Origin of the sequence: Terasakiella pusilla DSM 6293 (genome assembly GCF_000688235.1) — a bacterium.
GTDB lineage: Bacteria > Pseudomonadota > Alphaproteobacteria > Rhodospirillales > Terasakiellaceae > Terasakiella > Terasakiella pusilla.
Map to the genome: position 1 here is coordinate 174,320 of NZ_JHYO01000001.1, position 19,008 is coordinate 193,327.

The window sequence follows — 19,008 nt, forward strand, 5'->3', positions numbered from 1 at the left end:
AGGGGATAAAAACTTTTCTCCCTCACGAGAGATGTGTTAAATCCCCTATACAAAATTTATCATGAGGAAAAAGATGTCTTTGATCAAATACCGTCGAGATATTGATGGTTTGCGTGCCCTTGCCGTCCTGCCTGTTGTTTTTTTTCATGCAGGTATTGACGTCTTTTCCGGCGGATTTGTCGGGGTGGATATCTTTTTTGTCATCTCCGGCTTTTTGATCACCAGCATTCTACTCAAAGATATTCAAGCTGGTACTTTTAGCCTCAAAAACTTTTACGAGCGCCGCGCCAGACGTATTTTGCCAGCTCTTTTCCTTGTTTGCTTCCTCTCCTTTGCGGCTGGGGCATGGTTGCTGTTGCCCTTTGATTTTAATGATTTTTCCCAATCACTTTTAGCCACCCTCGGATTTGCCTCCAACATCCATTTTTATGGGGATATCGGCTATTTTGCAGGGCCTGCGGACTTTAAACCCCTACTGCATACATGGTCGCTGGCGGTAGAAGAACAGTTTTATATCTTCTTCCCGCTAATTCTCATAGCGCTCTACAAATTTTGCCCGCGCGCCCTAAAGGGGGCAGTGGTTGTCCTCTTGGTTATCTCCCTTAGTCTAAACCTCTGGGGAATCGAGCATAATGCCAAACTAACGTTCTATTTCCTGCATACACGGGCATGGGAGCTTCTGTTCGGAGCTATTCTTGCCCTTGGACTTTTACCTTCCCTACCCAGCCGCAGCTTACGTCAAGTCACATCCCTCATTGGGTTAGGACTGATCTTGTATGCAACGTTCACCTTTACCCACCAAACCCTGTTCCCGGGCTATGCCGCAATCATTCCCGCCCTTGGCGCTTTGTTGCTCATCTGGTCCAACGACAAACAAGACACCATCATTGCCGCAATCCTCAGCTGGCGTCCCTTTGTCTTTATTGGCCTGATTTCATATTCACTCTACCTGTGGCACTGGCCTGTTATTGTTTATACAAAGATCTACCTTGATCGCCCACTGGACCAAATGGCAATCGCCTTTGTCCTAGCGTTGAGTTTAATCGGGGCAACCCTGTCTTGGCGCTTTGTTGAACAAATCGTGCGACGCAAGCAAATCTGGCCGACCCGCAAGAGCCTCTCCTACGGCCTAGGGGGTGTGTTTGCTGGTATCCTTATCCTTGCGCTGACAACCGACCTGACGGATGGTTTGCCCAACCGACTATCACCCACAGCCCTGACTTACCTCAGCGCCAGCAAAGACCTAAACCCGGACCTGGAAGAGTGCGACCGCATAGATGTTAAACGCATCAAAGAAGGTAGGCTCTGCCCCATGGGACCTTCGGATCAAGCGCCACGCTTTCTCCTCTGGGGCGACAGCCATGCCGATGCCATCATGCCCGGTATCAAAAAAATGGCCGAAGCCACCCAAATTGCCGGCTTGCACGCAAGTTTTAGCGATTGCCCGCCTTTGTTAGGGGTAATTCGCCCTGAAAAGACATCCTCTTACCAATGCGCGCCCTTTAATCAGGCAATGTTTGATTTCCTGAAAAAAAGCGGCATTAAAACCCTGATCCTCGCTGCCCGCTGGAACGGTTACGCCCAAGGCGCCATGCCCGACAGCGTGGACAACACCACCTACATGCTGGTCGGCCTGCCACAAGATCGCGGTCGCAGCGTCACCAAAGCTGAAAGCAAAACCAACTTCAAGTACGGAATTGCACAAACTCTGCCTGCCCTACAAGAACTGGGCGTCAACATTTGGATTGTGGAACAAGCACCCGCCTATAAAAAACATTTGCCCAATGCCCTGACACGGGCAGAAATTGCTGGCAAATCCTTCTCGGCATTTACACAAGCTTTACCCAGTCACCAGGCGCGATCCAGCTTTGTGGCAGACGCATTTGCGCCTTACCTAAACGACACGACACACTATCTTCGCCTCAGCGACACATTCTGTCCCCAAACAGAAGAAAATTGCCTTTTAACCCATGACGGGATACCGCTTTATCGCGACAGTCATCACCTATCCGCCTATGGCTCACGTTGGGTAGCCGAGGCCTTCGGTCCGGTTTTCACATCCTTAAGGAACGTAGATTAACAAGATATAGGTGATAAAGAGAACCAGATGAACAGCGCCGTGCAAGACCCCGGTGCGCGCCCCGCCGAAGGTGAGGGCGCTCATGAGTAAGGTTAAGAGCAGTAGGATCATCTGCACGCTGTCCAGCCCCAGGATCACTTTTTGATCCACGCTCAGGCCGATAAACAGCATGATCGGCACACTCAGGCCGATGGTGGCCAGCGCCGACCCCATCAACAGATTGACGGATCGTTGCAAGGCGTTTTTGCGTGCGGCATTCAGGGCGCTTAACCCTTCTGGCGTCAGGACAATCAGCGCAATGATCACCCCGCCTAACGAGATTGGCAACTGGTGCTGAGACACGCCGAAATCAACAAAAACCGCCAGACGTTTAGATAAAAACACAATGACCAAAATGCTGGCAAACAGGACAAGGGCATGAAAAATGGTCGCCTTTAAGCTGGCCTGTTCCTGCCCTTCCTCGACCACGCTCGGCACTTCTGCCACCGGTTCCTGAAAATAGCCGCGATGACGAAAGGTCTGTACCGAAATGAACACGAAATAAAGCAGCACTGTCGCAATCGAGATCACCACCGATTGCGATGTTGAAAAGGTCGGATCACTGGTCGAAACCGTAAAGCGCGGCAGAACAAGGGCAATGACAGCCAACGGAATGATAACCGCCAGAAACGCATTCGCACCCTGCAAATTATAAGACTGTTCCTTATGCATAAAGCCCCCGAGGAGCAGTGCAAGACCGACAAACCCGTTAAGGACAATCATCAGAACCGCCAACATAGTGTCACGCGTCAATGTGGGGGAGGCTTCCCCCGTCAACATGACCGTTGCGATCAAAGCAACTTCGATCCCCGTCACAGAGAAGGTGAGTAACAGCGTGCCATAAGGTTCCCCCAGACGGTGGGCGACTTTTTCTGCGTGGTGGACAACCCCAAAGGCGGCATAAAGCACTACCCCAAACAATCCAATAAAACCACCCGCTGCGACACTCGCGGACAACGGCCCCGTCAGATATCCATCCCCCCACGCCAAAAACAAACATAAAATCGTTAAAGACACGAGAAACGGGACACACTGACGGATCACTTGGGGCATAAAGGGAGGTCCAAAGATAAGAAATGAAAAACAGACGACTCTGTTATTAGTGACACAAAAACGCTTAATGTTTCATTTCACCAATTGAATATTTTATCTCTACAGCACCTGCAAACCGTAGGCCTGCAACAAATCAGATGCCTGATTCTTGGAGATAATGGCCCCTTTCAAAAGGCTTGCATCTTTCAATTCCAATCCACCTAAATCACAAGACCGTAAATCCGCACCGCTAAATTTCGCGCCCCGAATATTGGCATTCCGCAGACGGCAGTCTTCAAAGACCGATTCGGTAAAATCACAGCCGCCCAAATCCGCATCACTAAAATCCAGACCACAGACATGTTGTTTGCGAAAAGAAATCCCCTGCAGATTTGCCATCGCCAAAATGCAATGGCTGAAAGTAAGATCCAGCGCTTTACTTTTAAGGAAAGAGGCCCCAAGCAGCTTACAGTGCATGAACTGGGTTTGCGTAAGCTGTGCACCAACCCAGGCAGAGGAGGACAGATCACATCCTTCAAAGGTCGCATCCATCACACTGCTATATGACATATCCAACCCGTGAGCCTTGCATTTATACCAGTGGGAGTTATCCAACTGACAGCCCTTCAATTCAGTTTCACGAAAGATGCCGTTTTCAAACCTAACGGTCCCGGCTTCCACATCCCGACAGACCATCCCCTCAAACGTACAGTCCTTAAAGATCAGGGTTTGGTCCTGATGTTCTTCCAAAAGCTGTTCAAACGCATCGGACATCGCGTGGTCAAAGGTAGTTGCATTGATTATTTTATCCATTTCATCCCCCGTCTTTTCGCCACCATACGGAGCAACAGACGCCCCAACAAATAATCAAAATCTATTAGTATAGATAAATTAATCAATTTTACAGATTTAACCTTTCTGCTTAACCTTGGGTTCACAGCCCCAATGCTGTGCGTTGTTATGAGAAAGGGAACGATCATGCAGCTCAAAAATTTACGGATTACCGATCGACAAATATTAGGCTTCGGCACTCTGCTGGTCCTGATGCTCGCCCTCAGTGTGATGGCTGTGTGGGAAATGAACAAGATTGAGGCAAATCTGACACGCATTAACGATGTCAACGCCGTCAAACAACGTCATGCCATCAATTTCCGCGGGAGCGTCCATGACCGTGCCATTGCCGTGCGCGATGTCATCTTGCTGGATAAGGTCGATCAAATCGGCACCGTTCTTAATGAGATTGACCGATTAAAGAGCTTTTACCTGCAAGCGGATCAGGCCTTACAGGCGATGTTTCAAAGCCCGGACAATATGACCGAACAAGACTTGCGCTTATATCAGGCTATTCAATCCATAGCACAAGCGACCGATCCCCTCATTGATCAAACCATCGCCTTGCGTCAATCCGGTGCACTCAAAGACGCTCATGATCTCTTGCTCACCCAGCTGCGTCCTGCGTTTGTCGATTGGTTGGCTGCCATTAATGCCTTTATTGATTTGCAGGAAGATAAAAACCAGACCATTGCCGCAAACACCCGCAGCACTGCACAGAACTTTGTCTCCCTTATGCTGGTGACACTGGCTGTTGCCTTGTTGATCGGTATTTCCTTTGCCATCTGGAATATCCGGTCGATTAAACCCTTGAAAACCGCCACAAAGGTTATGCTGCGACTGGCTGACAATGACCTGAACGTTGAAGTTCCAAACCTGACCAATAAAGACGAAGTTGGCGATATCATCGCGGCCCTGACCGTCTTTAAACAGAACGCCCAACATATGGAAGAAATGCGCCTTGAGCGCCACCAAGCCGAAGAAGATAACGCCAAGGCCCGCAAAGCCGAAATGGAACAGCTCGCCGCCAACTTTGAAAGTTCCGTCGGCAGCATTGTCCGGATCGTCGCCAAAGCGTCCGAACAGGTGCGGGACTCTGCTGACTTTTTGGTCACACAAGCCGATCAATCCAAAACGGCGTCCAAAGAGGCAAACGGTGCAAGCGAACAAGCCGCCGCCAACGTCAATGCCGTTGCAACCACCCTGGAAGAAGTCAACCAATCCATCTCCGAGATTGTCAACCGCGTCACAGTCTCACGCGATATCGCCAGCCAAGCGGCCGATGAAGTCGCCCAAAGCAACGACAAGATTATGAGCCTGTCCCACTCCGCACAAAAAATCGGGGAAGTCGTGAAGTTGATCAGTGACATCGCCGATCAAACCAACCTGCTGGCCCTCAATGCCACCATCGAGGCAGCGCGGGCGGGGGATGCCGGCAAAGGCTTTGCGGTTGTGGCTTCCGAAGTCAAAAATCTAGCCAACCAGACCAGCCTTGCAACGAAGGACATCACCACACAAGTCAACGATATCCGCAACGCCACCGAAGATACGGTAAAGGCCATCGGTGATATTCACACCATCATCGAAAAGATGAACCAGAATACCGTCGTGGTCGCCAGCGCCGTCGACTCCCAAAAACAGGCAATCGATAATATCACCAGCCATGTCATCGAAGCCCGTGAGGTCAGCAGCTTGGCCCAAGCCAACATGCAGCAAGTCAATGAGGGGGCCGACCAGATCGAAGGTTCCGCCCTGAATATGAAAAACGCCGCCTCGCACCTGTCGCAACAATCAGGCGATCTGCAACAACAGGCAAACGCCTTCATTCATCATGTGAGAGGGGTTTAAAACGATCCTTACAGACAAAAACGGCACCCAACCCGCATGGTGCCGTTTTTTTTGAGCTAAATCCCCCAATCCCCCTCACCCCACGCGCCGCAACAGCCGTGAAAAATGATCGAAACCGCGTTGAATACAGTTGAGCCCAGCCCTTACGTCGGGAGCTTCTCAAAAGATGGGACTTTATGTAAATCCTCATCCCACGACGCTTTCGAGCCGGTAAACAAATGGGCACTCGGCGTGATTTCAAGGGTACTATCCAGACTCCCTGCCGGAACGACCAGCCACTTGCCGTCGGCCTGCAAATTTGGCAACGGAGAACCACAGCTGCCGCAGAAACTCCGCTGATGGCGGGTATCCTTGAGCTGAAAAGTCTTCACCAACGTCTCACCGGACAGCCAGTTTAACGTGGCGCCCGGCGCAAACAGGTTCGCCGCATGGGCAGAGCCTGTGCCTTTTTGACAGCGCGAACAATGACAGAGGTAGAGTGCTTCGAAATCTCCTTCGATTTCAAACGTCACCTCACCACAAAGGCAGCTTCCCGTGTGTTTGGTCACTCACTCACCCCCCATCCTGATTTTTTAAACAGCCGGATTGCGGTTTTGCATTTCAATCGTGAAGGCATGGCGGAAAAATCTAAATGCTGCCCAACAGGTCGTTGCAGCAATCACAACCTGAAACGACAGGTCCAGCCAATGTGGAAAAGCCATTTTATGGGCCAATGCCAGTTCAACACCCAGCAGCAAAGCACCCGCTTCGCCGACGATTAAAGCCGTTACAGACACTGCCGTAATCAAGGCCAGTAAAAATGCAGTTTTTGCAGCAGACATATCTTGTCACTCATCAAAGGGATCTGAGGAAATTCTCAGTTGATCCTAATTATGCCTAATCCATCCAAAAATCAAGTCTGCCCATCATTTCCCCCTCAACGATCAAACCTGTTTAAAGGTCAGGGAAGGATCAGTTTGACAACTTATTTGTCATAATATACGATCCTAATAATACCACACAAAAGGCCATCCATGATGCACGACACCCGCAATGCAAAAGCTTCTTACGCCCTTATCCGGCTCTTGCGCCCGCTTTACAAACAGTTGGAAAAAGCCGTTCAGGAGCGCCTGAAACCCTATGGGCATTCCGTGATCGATCGTGCCGTCCTGGAAGCGCTACACCCTGATCACTCAAAGACGGTTCCACAGATCGCACACGAGCTCATGGTTGAACGGCAGTTCATTCAACGCACCGTAAACGAGCTGCGGTCAGAAGGCTGGGTGCGACGACTGACCAATCCCCATCACAAAAGATCCTTCCTCTTTCAACTGACCCCTTCAGGACGAGATCGAATCGAAGAGATTTTACAGGCCGAACATACCGTCTTGGCAGAGATCATGGGCGACATTCCACTTGACGATATACACACGGCCCGCACTGTCCTCCAACATCTCGCGACTTCTTTTACCCAACTCAACAAGGAAGCCTCCCATGACTAAAAGCGCGCTGCTTCTCATTGATATTCAGGATGACTATCTAAGTCCTGATCTCCCGTTCCCTTTCCCTGCGGATCAGGTTGACCAGCTTCTCACAAACAGTACCCGACTTATCGACCACGCGCAGACATCAGAGATGGAGATTATATATATCCAGCATATTTTTGACGGATTTTTGGGACGGTTGACGTCTCGCCTTTTTCTAAAAGGGCATGGGGTTTCCAGCCGAAAAGGGATCAAGATCACTGAACGCCTCCCTCTGCGCAGCGATCACATTTTCGTCAAAAACAAACGCAATGCCTTCACAAATCCAGCGCTCGATAGCTTTTTAAAAGATCTCGGCATTCAGCACCTGTATCTTGCCGGTCTCGACGGGATTTATTGCGTCAACAGCACCGCAAAGGGGGCATTGGATCAGGGATATCAAATCACCCTGATCGAAGATGCCATCATCACAGTCAGTAAAAAGAAATGGCAAAAGTGCTGCGCCAACCTCTGCCAACGCGGGGCAAAGACCATGCAAGCAAAAGAGCTGATCTAACGCCCGTTCGGGTAATGGATCACCGTAATGACTTTCGCGTCCTCACCTGTCGCATTTCGGTACGCGTGTGGCTTGTCACCCGCAAAACGCAAGCTCTGGCCCTCTTCCAACTTGTGCCAAATCCCCTCGCAACAAATCTCCAGAACCCCATTTAAAACCGTAACGATTTCAATAACCCCCGGCGCATGGGCGGCCGATTCCCGGTCATATCCCGCTTGAAAGACCAGTTCCAGATATTCAAACCCCAACTGGCTTTCGTATGGGAACAAAGGTGCAATCATCAAACCACCTTCTGCCGGATGCTGACGGATCTCATCTGCTGTGCGCGCTACGGTTTTTTTAAGGTTTTGAGAGGTCGTCGGTTCAATGAAACTCGACAAGGACACCTCAAAACCCGTCGCAATCTTCCAAAGGGTAGAAACGGTGGGGCTCGATTCCCCACGTTCAATCTGGCCCAACATGGCTTTGCTCACCCCGGTCAAGTCGGCTGCCCGATCCAGGCTGAGCTTTTTATCTTTGCGCACCTGTTTCAAGGTCTGGGCAAGATGATCTTTTGGGTCTTTCATTATAATCCGCTAACCAGTGAAATTAAGTCTGGATGTTATAACGCACAAATGATAGGGTGACCAGAATGTACGTTATAACGCACGATTTTGGAAATACCCCATGCGCCAATATTTCTCCCTCTCCCATATCTCTGCCGGATTTGTTGCGATCCTTGTCGGCTACACCAGCGCCGCCGCGATTGTTTTTCAGGCCGCCCTTAGTGCAGGGGCGACGCCAGCGCAAGTCAGCTCGTGGCTCTGGGCCGTGGGGATTGCCATGGGGATCATGGGCATTGCCCTGTCGGTTTATTACAAACATCCAATTATGATTGCCTGGTCCACACCGGGGGCCGCTTTGCTCGTCACCAGCTTGCCCGGCATTGCCTATAGCGATGCCATTGGGGCTTTTCTTTTCTGTTCCGCCCTGATTACCATTTGTGGGATCACCGGCTGGTTTGACAAAATCATGAAGCTGGTGCCGCAATCCCTTGCCACCGCCATGCTGGCCGGTGTCTTGCTGCGATTTGGCCTCAACGTCTTTCCCGCCTTTGAAGCCGAAACCCTGATCGTTGGCGCAATGGTGCTGACTTATATCATTGGCAAATGGCGTCAATCGCCCTACGCCATCCCGCTGACCTTTGCCATCGGCGTCATCCTATCCGCCACCCAAGGCAAGATCGATATGAGTGGTATTTCTCTTGATCTGACCGTCCCGGTTTGGCAAACGCCGACCTTTGACCTCTCGGTGCTGATCGGGATCGGACTTCCTTTATTCATCGTTACGATGGCATCTCAAAACGTACCCGGCATTGCCGTGTTACGTGCCCATGGCTACCAGACACCGGCGTCTCCCCTGATCGGCTGGACGGGAGCCATGGGCCTTGTTTTCGCACCTTTTGGCGGCTACGCCTTTAATATGGCCGCCATCACCGCCGCCCTCTGTATGGGGGAAGATGTGGATAAAGATCCTGCCAGACGCTATCTGGCAACGGTCTGGGTCGGGGTGTTTTATTTTCTGGCAGGGCTCTTTGGGGCGACCGTGGCTGGCTTCTTCGCCGCCTTCCCCTCTGCGCTTGTCGCTGCCATTGCGGGACTGGCCTTGCTTGGCACCATCGCCAACAGCCTGAATGCCGCCCTCTCAGACGCAAAAGGCCGCGAAGCTGCGATCCTGACGTTTATCATCACAGCTTCCGGCGGCACTTTCCTGAGTGTAGGCACCCCGTTTTGGGGGCTACTGGTCGGCTTGGCGGTCTATGGCTTAAATCAACGGTTTGGACGTGGGTAACTCGATCGTCGTGTCATCCAGTGTGGCCCCATCAAACCGTTGTAGCTGGTTTGCATCCATGATGGCATGAATGCTGGTGATATATTCTTCACCGCGTTCAGAATATTTGTCTAACGTCAGCGCCAACTTATATCCGCTGAAATCTTCATGGTTCTGACGCATCTGTTTGCGCATCCCACGTAGTTTGGCATAGGCGGGATGGGTATTCAGATTCCGTACATAAGCACGCAAGGACCCTGCCAGATCGTCAAAAGACCGGATCCGGTGGGTCTTACCTTCCCCACGTCCGGTCGGCACAATCCCGTCATCATCGGGATTAAACGTCCACTGACCAAAAAGCGCATTGCCTTCACGGGCAAAACGCGATGTCCCCCAACCACTTTCTTCCGCGGCTTGAGCCAACGCAAGGGAAGCTGGGACCACATCCATTTTATCGAGCAGACGATCAAAGCTGCGGCCCTTCACCTTATAACGGGCAAAGATCGCATCCAGCCACACACGGTCCTTGGCTTGCAACACCATTCCCATGGTCTGGCGATGGCGCAGACGCCAGACGCGCTTGCGGTTCTCGACAATCTCTTCATTCACTTTCAAAACAAGCGGCAGCAATGTTCTGAAAAAGATCGACTTACGCTCTTCCGTCTCCGTCATGCGCGACAGGTCATAGGGCAGGTAGCGCACAAACACACGCGGCACTTCCACATCCCCTTCCAGCACAGGATCAAGGTCATAACCGATCTGTTTGAAGCGACTATCCAGATCAGACGCACTAAAGCGGCCCTTGCCAACCAGGTCCGTGCTGCCTTCCAACGCATCAATCCCGGCTTTGGAAACCGTTTTCGATTTTGGTAGCGGCAGGACCGACTGCGGGGCCATGCTCTCGGTATTCACCGGATTAAAAAACTGTGACAGGCATACTGTCAGAAATCCAATTCCCAGTAGAGACAATACGCCATACTGGAAGCCTTTGCTTTGATGAACTTCAGCCATATCCAAATCAATGTTGTTAACAAAAAAGCGCAACATCTCCCGTCTTTAAGTTATGCGGAGATAGGTCTTAAACTGCGCTGTGACCGTCTATCATTTAACCAGCCGTTAACCGGTCAGGCTGTGAGAAGGGAGTTTACAGATATCCAAACCAATTTCCAGACGATAATATTCTTAATAAAAATTGATATTTTTCAAAGCATACTAATAAAAACTTACAAAAATTTCTTACGTTTAGTCTTTTTTTCCTATCTACGCACTAATCTTCAGTCAATGTTTGCTTTTAAGCCAAATACAGCATAGGATAAATCACTTCTCAATCTAGGGCAGAATTCCATTTGCACCTGTTTAGTGAAAAAGAACAACAATATGGCTAACTCATCTGCGACCATTCAAACGGATTGGATTCAAAATGCCTCCTTTCCCGTCGCCCTATTGGATCAGACCTTTCAGGTTCGTATAAAAAGTGAAAGCGCACACCTGATTTGTGCCAGCATTCACCTCCCCGCGCTTCAATCTATTTTTGACAAAGTGATCCAGCATCAGGCCCCTGCCCTCCAGACCATCAATCTGCAAACAGACACAGGCCATGTCTATTTTGATTTAACGGTCACGCCTTGCGAAGACGGCTTTTTGATCTTTGCCAAAGACAGCAGTCTGGACCATAATTTACGTGCCGCCCTGATGGATTCCCGTCAACGCTTTAAGGACCTTGTGGAAATTTCCAGCGACTTTGCGTGGGAAGTCGGGGCAAGCGGCGAATTTATCTTTGTCTCCCAGCGCGGTGCCGTTGGTTATGAGCCGGAAGAACTGATCCAGAAACAGTCTGATGATATTGTCCTGAAACGGGATAAAAAACAATCTCTCAACCCCTTTATGTCCAAAAGCAAGCTGGAACGTGAAGAAGTCTGGGTCCTGCGCCCGGATGGGGAACCGGCCTGTCTTTTGGTTTCCTGCGTGCCGCTGTTTGATGAAAACAACATCTGGATCGGCGCGCGTGGTGTGTGTCGCGACATTACAGATGAGCGTGAACGCGATGCCGCCCTTGCGCGGGCCTATCACCGCGACCAGCTCTTGGCCTATATCGTCAAAACAATCCGCGATGAAGTTGATCCCAGCAATATGCTGAGCGCTGCCGCCAACGCGACCGCACGGGCCTTAAGTGCCAACGGCTGTCAGATTTTCAGACGACAGGGCAACAGCAGCCTGATCAAGGATGCCTCCTTTGGGGATATTCCGCAGGATATCGACGACCTGTTTGGACGTCTCAACGACATTCATGAAAATGAAGTCGGCTTGTTTGAAACGGAAAACTGGATCGCGATCTATTCCGCCACCCGATACCGCCGCACCATCAATGGTGCCATTTGTCTATGGCGCGAAAAAATCCGCGGCGGCTGGAACGATGATGATCAAATTCTTGCCATCGATGTGGCAAACCAACTCGGGATCGCCAACGAACAAATCTCCGGTCACGAACGGATTGTCGAACTGTCACGCACCGATGCATTGACTGGCCTGCTCAATCGCCGCGCCTTCTTTGAAGAAGAACTGCCGCGCCATATTGATCGGCTCAAATTCAACAAGTCACCCGCTGCCCTTATTTATGTCGACCTTGATCACTTTAAACAGGTCAACGATGCCTTCGGTCACCAAAAGGGTGATGACGTCCTGATTATGTTGCGCGACTTTCTGCTGCACCATATTCGCCCCGGTGATGTCGCCGCAAGATTGGGCGGAGATGAATTTGCCCTGTGGCTGGACGATATTGATCTGGACGCGGCCAAAGCACGTTGCCAGGGGATCATTGAGTCCAGCGTCTTTTTGAAAGAATATTCAGGCACCTCGGAAAAGCCACTCGGTGTCTCTGTCGGGCTTGCGCTCTTTGATCCCCATTCCGGGGAGACCATTGAAGAACTCATCAGCCGTGCCGATGCCGCCATGTATAAAGCCAAACGGGCGGGTCGCGGCAATTTCCGCACCGCAGACCCTTTTGTCACCCCCGCCTCCACCGGTCAGGGTGACTAAGATATGTTTCACAATCCTGTTCATGATGCCCCCCTCACCTACGAAGAAGCCAAAGAACTGGCGCAACATCATGACCTGACCGTCCGCAAATCACTGGCGGAACGCGAAGATATCCGACCGGAAATCCTCTTCTATCTGGCAGGCGACCCAGAGCCGGAAGTGCGCAAGGCCATTGCTAAAAACAAGGCAACGCCCGCGCGCGCCTATATAGAACTGGCACAGGACAGCAATGACGAAATTCGCTCCGACCTCGCACAAAAGATCGCTTCGCTTGCGCCAAAACTGACCGCCTATGAAGTCGATCGCGTCCAGAGCTATGCGTTTCAGGCCCTTGAAATTTTAGCGTCCGACCAGCTCTCGACCGTGCGGATTATTTTGGCGGAAACCTTAAAAGACGTCGCCCAAGCCCCGGAAGAACTGATTAAAAAGCTGGCTCAGGATTCAGAATTGTCTGTGTCCTGTCCCATTCTGGAACATTCCCCCATTCTGACAGATGATGATCTGTTGGAATTAATTTCCAAGGGGGTTTCATCCGGTGCCTTGGGCGCAATTTCCAATCGAGCCAGTGTCAGTGCCTCTGTTTCCGACGCGATTGTGCATACCCACGACGTGCCTGCCATCACCACTCTTTTGTGCAACGAAAGTGCTCAGATCCGCGAAGAAACACTTGATCAATTGGTCGATCAATCGCGCAATGTCACAGACTGGCAGAGTCCTTTAGTCCACCGTCCTATCCTGAGCAACACAGCCGTCCAGCGCCTTGCGGAATTTGTGGCGGATAATCTCATCGAGACCCTCAAGAAACGCGATGACCTGAGCCCGAAAACACTCAGTATCGTGCGCAAAGAAGTCAATCGCCGCCTGAGCGCTAGCCAAAAAGACAAACGCTTGAAACAGGCCCAGCTTGATCCTGAACAAACCAATCTGGTCCTGCGCAAAGAATATTCGTGGCTTTTTCAACAACCCCCGCACGTTATCGCACAAAACCTGCATCGGATGGGTAAATTGGCCCCTCAGGTCATTGCCAATGCCCTGCACGAAGGCGACTATGAGTTTGTAATCGCAGGATTAGCGGAACTGGCACGTATCCCGATGGCCGTCGCCCAACGCATGATCGCCATGCGCAGCGCCCGTGGCATCACCGCGCTCTGCTGGAAAGCCGGGATTGATCCCGTCACAGCCATTCGCATTCAAGCAAAAGTCGCCCACATCCCTTCAGAAGATATCGTGCGCGACCATGACGGCAGCTACGCCCTTAAAGAAGAAGAGCTGCAATGGCAACTCAACTTCTTTACAGAAATGGCGGTATAAAAGGCTTATTCGCCCAAACTGGCGCGCCCTTCGGCTTCCAGTTCACGGGTTTTATCTTCAATGGTATTGACCAACCGGTCCATAAACTCGCGGCGTTTCAACCCGGTTTCAATCGGCGGCATAATCTCCATGATGATCTTCCCCTTCTTTTTGAGAAAGCTGCGGCGCCCCCAATAAAGACCAGAGTTCAGCGCAACCGGGATAATCGGCAACCCTGACTGGGCGTAAATCGCTGCGACGCCGGGTTGATACTCACCGCGTTCACCGGGGTTGGAACGTGTCCCTTCCGGGAAGATCACAACGTTGCGGCCTTTTTCCAGCGCCTGTTTCACGTCTTTGATCATCCCTTTCAAAGCACCCGCACCGGCAGAACGATCAACCGCAATATGTCCACTGCGATCAACGTACCAACCGTAAAACGGGATCTTTGTCAGCTCTTTTTTCAGAATGTAAGCCGTTGACAGACGCAGCATTACAAAAATAGCGGTATCCCAAGCAGATTGGTGCTTACACGCGATAATCGCACCATTTTCCGGTAAATGTTCCAGACCACGAATTTCGTACTCAATCCCTGTGATATGACGCATTCCCCACATGACATAACGCGTCCAGAATTGAGACCCTTTGCGCATTTCATGGGAAGAAAACGGCAAAAGGATCAGCAAAATAAAAGCGATCACTGTCGTGCCACCGAACAGATAAATATTAAAGATCAAGGATCGTAAAAAAGTCATTTCAATATCTCTAAACCGGTCTGCCGGGCCAGTTCCTGACGCACCCAGACCAATAAAAATTTGTTATATTCCCCGACCAACAGGCTCGCCGTACCCGGCCAGCGCCACCATTGATCCACCTTTACATGCTCCGGAAAGACCGGATGGGCGATAATGGTGGTATAGGGCAAATAATAGGAAAATTCCAACAAACTTCTTGGCATATGATAATTCGCCGTCACCAAACGCACAGATTTAAAACCTGTCGCGGCAATCCAGTCTGATGTTTCCTGCGCATTTCCACGGGTATTATCCGCCTCATGACCAATATCGATGCAACATTCCAGCTCTTGCGGCGACTCCTTGGACAAACTCAACAGTTCCTCCAGCTCCACGCCATGATAAACACCGGAAATCAGCAACTTCTTGGCCTTGTGATCAGATAAAAGGCCTAATCCGGTATTCAGTCTTTCCGTACCACCGGTCAGCACCACAATCCCGTCCGTCACGGTGATATGATCCTTAACCTGGCTGGGCACCAACGTCGTAAACGCCAGAAAGCCTCCGGACCAAACCAACCCGATAATCAAAGAGACGATCAGAAGGGGCCCGAAAATTCTGCGTTTACGTTTTACTGGAAAATGGCGCATGTATTATATCATCTTTTTCAAACTATTCAGGACCGCAGATCGGGCTGTCAAATAGCCCATCAACGCCGACAAAAACGGCAAAGACAAGACCGCAACCCACTGTAATGCGGTAATATCAATCTGGGGCAAGAGCGCACGATCCACCTGATGATACAGATAGGCAAACCCGCCAAAGGTCGGACCTGCCACCGCCAGCCCCAACAGCCCCCCGCGAAACCCCATATACAAGGCATGTTCGGCAAATTGGCGGGCAATATAGCTGTCCTGCGCCCCGATCAGATGCAAAACTTCAATCACATCGTGATGGATAGCAAGGCCGGTCTTGGTCACAAAAAACACAGTGCCGATAGACACAGTTGCAATCAGCCCCAACACCAGATAAGCGCCCCATTCGAGGGTCCGGCTCATTTGGATCAGGCGATCCAGCCAGACGCGATGGTCATCTAGTGTCGCCCCCGGTGCCACCTTGTTCAATTGTTCGATCAACGCCTGCCCGTCCATAGGCACATCCTGACGCACCGTTACATCAATCAGATGAGGCAACGGCATGTCAGACAGACTTGCCGCATCGCCCAACCATGGCTCCAACAATTCAAGAACGCGGGCTTTCCCGACAGGGGCTGCCAAAACCACGGCAGGATGCGCACGCAGAATTTCCAGACTGGCTTCAATCTGTTTTTGATCCTGCTGCATACCTTTTTGCGGCGGAATTTGGACCGTCAGCGTATCACTGACACCCATTTCCCAACGCGCGCTGATGGATTGCATGATGCTGGTCGCAATCACCGCCAAAGCTGCCAGATAGACCATAAAGGCAATCAGCCACGGCAAAAAACGTGTGCCCGGATCTTTATCCAGCGGCAAATCCTTATGATGGTTAAAGGACAAGAAGGTCACGATATCTTCCCTTCCATACGCACGTTACCCCTACGCGGACCGCGCAACGGCCCCATCTGTTCGACACGTCCGCCATCAATACAGATGCGCGGATGACCAAACTGACGCACCAGACCTTCGTTGTGGGTCGCCATGACAATGGTCGTTCCCAGCTTGTTCAATTCTTCCAGCAAATGCAACAGGCGAACAGCAAGTTTATCATCCACGTTGCCTGTCGGCTCATCCGCCAGCAGCAGACGCGGACGGGTGATCACGGCACGCGCCAGTGCAACACGTTGTTGCTGACCGCCTGACAAAGTGGTGGGACGCGCACCCATATGATCTTTCAGGCCAACCCAGGCCAACAATTCCGTGACATGCTTTTTGATATCTTTTTCATGCACATTGGCAACCCGCATGGGCAGGGCTACATTATCAAAGGTAGAAAGATGATCCAGCAGACGGAATTCCTGAAACACAACACCGACTTCCCGGCGCAGGGCTGGTAACTTGGTTCGATCGGTCGTCGCGATATCGCTGCCAAACAGGGAGATCAGGCCACGGGTCGGACGGTTGGCAAGGTACATCAGCTTCAATAACGAGGACTTCCCCGCCCCGCTGGGGCCTGTGAGAAAATGAAAACTTCCCTCTTCCAGCGTCAACGAAACATCGCGCAGAATCTCAGGACCGACGCCATATCGCAATCCGACATTTTCCAGCTTAACAATAACCAAGTCTAAGTAATCCCTTCCTTTTTCGTCCTTCTTTTTACGCAAAGATAGGCGCTACGTTAAGACCTTATTCACACAATCTAGGCTAAAGTTAAAAATAGCAACCTTTTAGGGCTATTACCCTAAAAGATATTGAATTATGGGTAGTCTTGCTTCAAAGTAAGGAAACGCCTATAAAGTTTAAGGACTTACGTAGAAGTTGGTGGCCTTATGATTATTAGTTGTCCAAACTGTTCCGCACATTATTCCGTTCCGATCGCCGCATTGGGTGAAAACGGGCGTACGTTGCGTTGTGCCAAATGCTCGCACGCATGGGAGCAGCTGCCCTATCAAGACAGCGTTCTTGAGCTGGATGAACATGAGGTGACAACTGCACCGCCACCACCACCGCCACCCGCGCCAGAACCGGCCCCGATGCCGGAACCGGAACCGGAGCCTGTTTTTGAGCCGGAGCCCGAACCCGCGTTCGAACCAGAACCGGAAGTAGAGCCTGCACCTGTTTCAGCTTCTGACAAGCCGGTGGACGATCTGCCCTCAGACGAAGAACTCGACGAAATTTTCGGCAATGATGACATCGAACCGATGGAGTCTATGGCCGAGTCCATGTACAGCAAAGACGATATAGACACGCTGGACGATCTGGATGACGATCTTGACGACATGGATGATGACTTTGATGATCAAGACCCGATCCCGGAGGTCTTTACCGCCCCTGTTCGCAAAAAAGAAAAACAGAAGAAAAAAGGCGGCTTCTTCAAGCTCCTCTTCTGGTTGATCCTGATTCTCGCTCTGCTCGGGGCCGGCATTCATTATGGTCGCGGCTATATCACCCAGTTTGTGCCGCAGGCTGAAGGTTTCTACAAAGTCTATGATGACTATCTGGGCGCGGCGCAGGATATGTTGGGCCTGACACCGGATATCAGCGAATCTCTGGTCTTTAGAAATTACACCACCAGCTTTAACAAAGACGGCAATGATAATATTCTGACCGTTGCCGGTGATGTGGCCAATATTTCGGAAAGCAAAATGGCAATCCCGCAAATTCGCATCTCCCTGTTTGATGTGAATGAGGAAGAGGTCCATTTTGTGATTGTCGAAACGACCGATAAGGAAATTGAGGCAGGTGGCTTCTCTCCTTACGAAGCCAAGATCAAAAACCCGCCCAAAAGTGCCCGTCGTGTCGGTGTGGATTTTATCCTCCCCGAAGAACAGTAGGCCCTTAAGAATTTAACAAAAAACGCGCTTCCTGAATTCCGAAGCGCGTTTTTTTATTTCTGGTAAAACTTGACCATATTGGGCAGGGCAAACATCTCGCGAAACACCATATCAGCCCCCGCCAGATCCAGCATCTCCGCATACCCCGGCCCGGCATGGGCCGCACCGGCAAATCCAAAGACCGTCATGCCTGCCGCCAGTGCCCCTTTGATCCCGACCGGACTATCTTCAACAACCAGACAACGATCTGGCGCGACACCCATCTGTTGGGCCGCATGCAAAAACAGGTCCGGCGCAGGTTTGCCACGCATCACCATTTCCGCACTGAACAAATGAGGGGCAAACTTACCCAACATTCCTGTCAACGTCAGCGAATGGGTGATTTTTTCAATACTGCCACTTGAGGCCACACAGACCGGCAAGGTCAACAGTTCCAATATCTCTTCAATGCCGCTTACCGGCGACAGGCGCTTTTCAAAGACACCGCGATCCGCCTCGCGCACGATCTCTTCAAAGTTATCCGGCAGTTCAATGCCAGAACTTTTAAAGACCAATTCCTTCACCCGCTTGAGGCTCGATCCGGTGAACCGTTCACGACATTCACGCGGGGGGATATCAATATCGTGATCCGCCAACACTTCGGACAAAACTTCCGAGGCCAGCAGCTCACTATCAACAAGCACCCCGTCACAATCAAAAATGATGAGGTCAAAAGGTACAGAGGGCGAAATCATAATCTATCATTCAAAAAAAGTGCGGAGAAAGAATACTTTCCCCACACTATATACATTCAGGCGATAAAAGAAGCGGCCTTCTCA

General features: G+C 51.0%; 19 protein-coding genes. 8 read left to right on the forward strand and 11 right to left on the reverse strand.

The annotated features are described in order from the left end of the window. Positions 1–73 precede the first annotated feature (73 nt). The gene (locus Q397_RS23710) at positions 74–2,080 is read left to right on the forward strand and encodes an acyltransferase family protein (RefSeq protein WP_051609570.1); all 2,007 of its coding nucleotides are present in this window, start codon (positions 74–76) and stop codon (positions 2,078–2,080) included. Here Q397_RS23710 and Q397_RS0100915 read toward each other — a convergent pair. Together Q397_RS0100915 and Q397_RS0100920 are read right to left on the reverse strand one after the other, a co-directional pair. Continuing rightward, positions 2,063–3,172 (reverse strand): calcium:cation antiporter, encoded by a 1,110-nt coding sequence (locus Q397_RS0100915; RefSeq protein WP_028877817.1) that lies wholly within the window; start codon positions 3,170–3,172, stop codon positions 2,063–2,065. The genes Q397_RS23710 and Q397_RS0100915 overlap by 18 nt on opposite strands. A gap of 99 nt (positions 3,173–3,271) precedes the next feature. Next, positions 3,272–3,964 carry a pentapeptide repeat-containing protein gene (locus tag Q397_RS0100920; protein ID WP_051609571.1) on the reverse strand — a complete coding sequence of 231 codons (693 nt, stop codon included), beginning with the start codon at positions 3,962–3,964 and terminating at the stop codon, positions 3,272–3,274. A 165-nt stretch (positions 3,965–4,129) separates the two neighbouring features. Between Q397_RS0100920 and Q397_RS0100925 the strand changes: the two genes are divergently transcribed. Next, entirely contained in the window at positions 4,130–5,830 is a 1,701-nt protein-coding gene (locus Q397_RS0100925; RefSeq protein ID WP_028877819.1) for a methyl-accepting chemotaxis protein, read from the forward strand. Between the two features lie 143 nt (positions 5,831–5,973). Here the strand turns inward: Q397_RS0100925 and Q397_RS0100930 are convergent, their stop codons facing one another. Both Q397_RS0100930 and Q397_RS0100935 read right to left on the reverse strand, forming a co-directional pair. Further along, positions 5,974–6,378, reverse strand: coding sequence for a GFA family protein (locus tag Q397_RS0100930; protein ID WP_028877820.1), 405 nt, complete (start codon positions 6,376–6,378; stop codon positions 5,974–5,976). Positions 6,379–6,402: 24 nt separating this feature from the next. Further along, the gene (locus Q397_RS0100935) at positions 6,403–6,651 is read right to left on the reverse strand and encodes a hypothetical protein (protein WP_028877821.1); all 249 of its coding nucleotides are present in this window, start codon (positions 6,649–6,651) and stop codon (positions 6,403–6,405) included. Between the two features lie 192 nt (positions 6,652–6,843). Here Q397_RS0100935 and Q397_RS20410 point away from each other — a divergent pair, with 192 nt between their 5' ends. Together Q397_RS20410 and Q397_RS0100945 are read left to right on the forward strand one after the other, a co-directional pair. Beyond that, positions 6,844–7,311 (forward strand): MarR family winged helix-turn-helix transcriptional regulator, encoded by a 468-nt coding sequence (locus tag Q397_RS20410; protein ID WP_051609572.1) that lies wholly within the window; start codon positions 6,844–6,846, stop codon positions 7,309–7,311. Continuing rightward, positions 7,304–7,849: a cysteine hydrolase family protein gene (locus Q397_RS0100945; protein ID WP_028877822.1), complete on the forward strand. Its 546-nt coding sequence runs from the start codon at positions 7,304–7,306 to the stop codon at positions 7,847–7,849. The genes Q397_RS20410 and Q397_RS0100945 overlap by 8 nt, the downstream gene beginning before the upstream one ends. Here Q397_RS0100945 and Q397_RS0100950 read toward each other — a convergent pair. Next, entirely contained in the window at positions 7,846–8,415 is a 570-nt protein-coding gene (locus tag Q397_RS0100950; protein ID WP_028877823.1) for a helix-turn-helix domain-containing protein, read from the reverse strand. The two genes, Q397_RS0100945 and Q397_RS0100950, sit on opposite strands and share 4 nt — an antisense overlap. A 100-nt stretch (positions 8,416–8,515) precedes the next feature. On the opposite strand from Q397_RS0100950, the gene Q397_RS0100955 reads away from it, so the two are divergent. Beyond that, positions 8,516–9,679 (forward strand): benzoate/H(+) symporter BenE family transporter, encoded by a 1,164-nt coding sequence (locus Q397_RS0100955; RefSeq protein ID WP_028877824.1) that lies wholly within the window; start codon positions 8,516–8,518, stop codon positions 9,677–9,679. Here the strand turns inward: Q397_RS0100955 and Q397_RS20415 are convergent. Next, positions 9,653–10,669 (reverse strand): glucosaminidase domain-containing protein, encoded by a 1,017-nt coding sequence (locus Q397_RS20415; protein WP_169737948.1) that lies wholly within the window; start codon positions 10,667–10,669, stop codon positions 9,653–9,655. The genes Q397_RS0100955 and Q397_RS20415 overlap by 27 nt on opposite strands. A gap of 366 nt (positions 10,670–11,035) precedes the next feature. Between Q397_RS20415 and Q397_RS20420 the strand changes: the two genes are divergently transcribed. After that, positions 11,036–12,694, forward strand: coding sequence for a sensor domain-containing diguanylate cyclase (locus Q397_RS20420; protein WP_051609574.1), 1,659 nt, complete (start codon positions 11,036–11,038; stop codon positions 12,692–12,694). Between the two features lie 3 nt (positions 12,695–12,697). Beyond that, positions 12,698–14,005 carry a DUF2336 domain-containing protein gene (locus Q397_RS0100970; protein WP_028877825.1) on the forward strand — a complete coding sequence of 436 codons (1,308 nt, stop codon included), beginning with the start codon at positions 12,698–12,700 and terminating at the stop codon, positions 14,003–14,005. 5 nt (positions 14,006–14,010) lie between these two features. Here Q397_RS0100970 and Q397_RS0100975 read toward each other — a convergent pair whose 3' ends face one another. The 4 genes from Q397_RS0100975 to ftsE are packed head-to-tail and all read right to left on the reverse strand — an operon-like array spanning position 14,011 to position 16,972. Then, the gene (locus tag Q397_RS0100975; RefSeq protein ID WP_028877826.1) at positions 14,011–14,739 is read right to left on the reverse strand and encodes a lysophospholipid acyltransferase family protein; all 729 of its coding nucleotides are present in this window, start codon (positions 14,737–14,739) and stop codon (positions 14,011–14,013) included. Further along, the gene (locus tag Q397_RS0100980; RefSeq protein WP_038012406.1) at positions 14,736–15,368 is read right to left on the reverse strand and encodes a YdcF family protein; all 633 of its coding nucleotides are present in this window, start codon (positions 15,366–15,368) and stop codon (positions 14,736–14,738) included. Before Q397_RS0100980 ends, Q397_RS0100975 begins: the two co-directional genes overlap by 4 nt. 3 nt (positions 15,369–15,371) lie before the next feature. After that, positions 15,372–16,265: a cell division protein FtsX gene (locus tag Q397_RS0100985; RefSeq protein WP_051609575.1), complete on the reverse strand. Its 894-nt coding sequence runs from the start codon at positions 16,263–16,265 to the stop codon at positions 15,372–15,374. Beyond that, entirely contained in the window at positions 16,262–16,972 is a 711-nt protein-coding gene (gene ftsE / locus Q397_RS20425) for a cell division ATP-binding protein FtsE (protein WP_051609593.1), read from the reverse strand. The genes Q397_RS0100985 and ftsE overlap by 4 nt, the downstream gene beginning before the upstream one ends. A gap of 213 nt (positions 16,973–17,185) precedes the next feature. On the opposite strand from ftsE, the gene Q397_RS23715 reads away from it, so the two are divergent. Further along, positions 17,186–18,190, forward strand: a complete 1,005-nt coding sequence (locus Q397_RS23715) for a zinc-ribbon domain-containing protein (RefSeq protein WP_051609576.1) — start codon at positions 17,186–17,188, stop codon at positions 18,188–18,190. A gap of 53 nt (positions 18,191–18,243) precedes the next feature. Here the strand turns inward: Q397_RS23715 and Q397_RS0101000 are convergent, their stop codons facing one another. Next, on the reverse strand, positions 18,244–18,924 hold the full coding sequence (locus tag Q397_RS0101000; protein WP_028877829.1) for an HAD family hydrolase: 681 nt from the start codon (positions 18,922–18,924) through the stop codon (positions 18,244–18,246). Between the last annotated feature and the right edge of the window lie 84 nt (positions 18,925–19,008).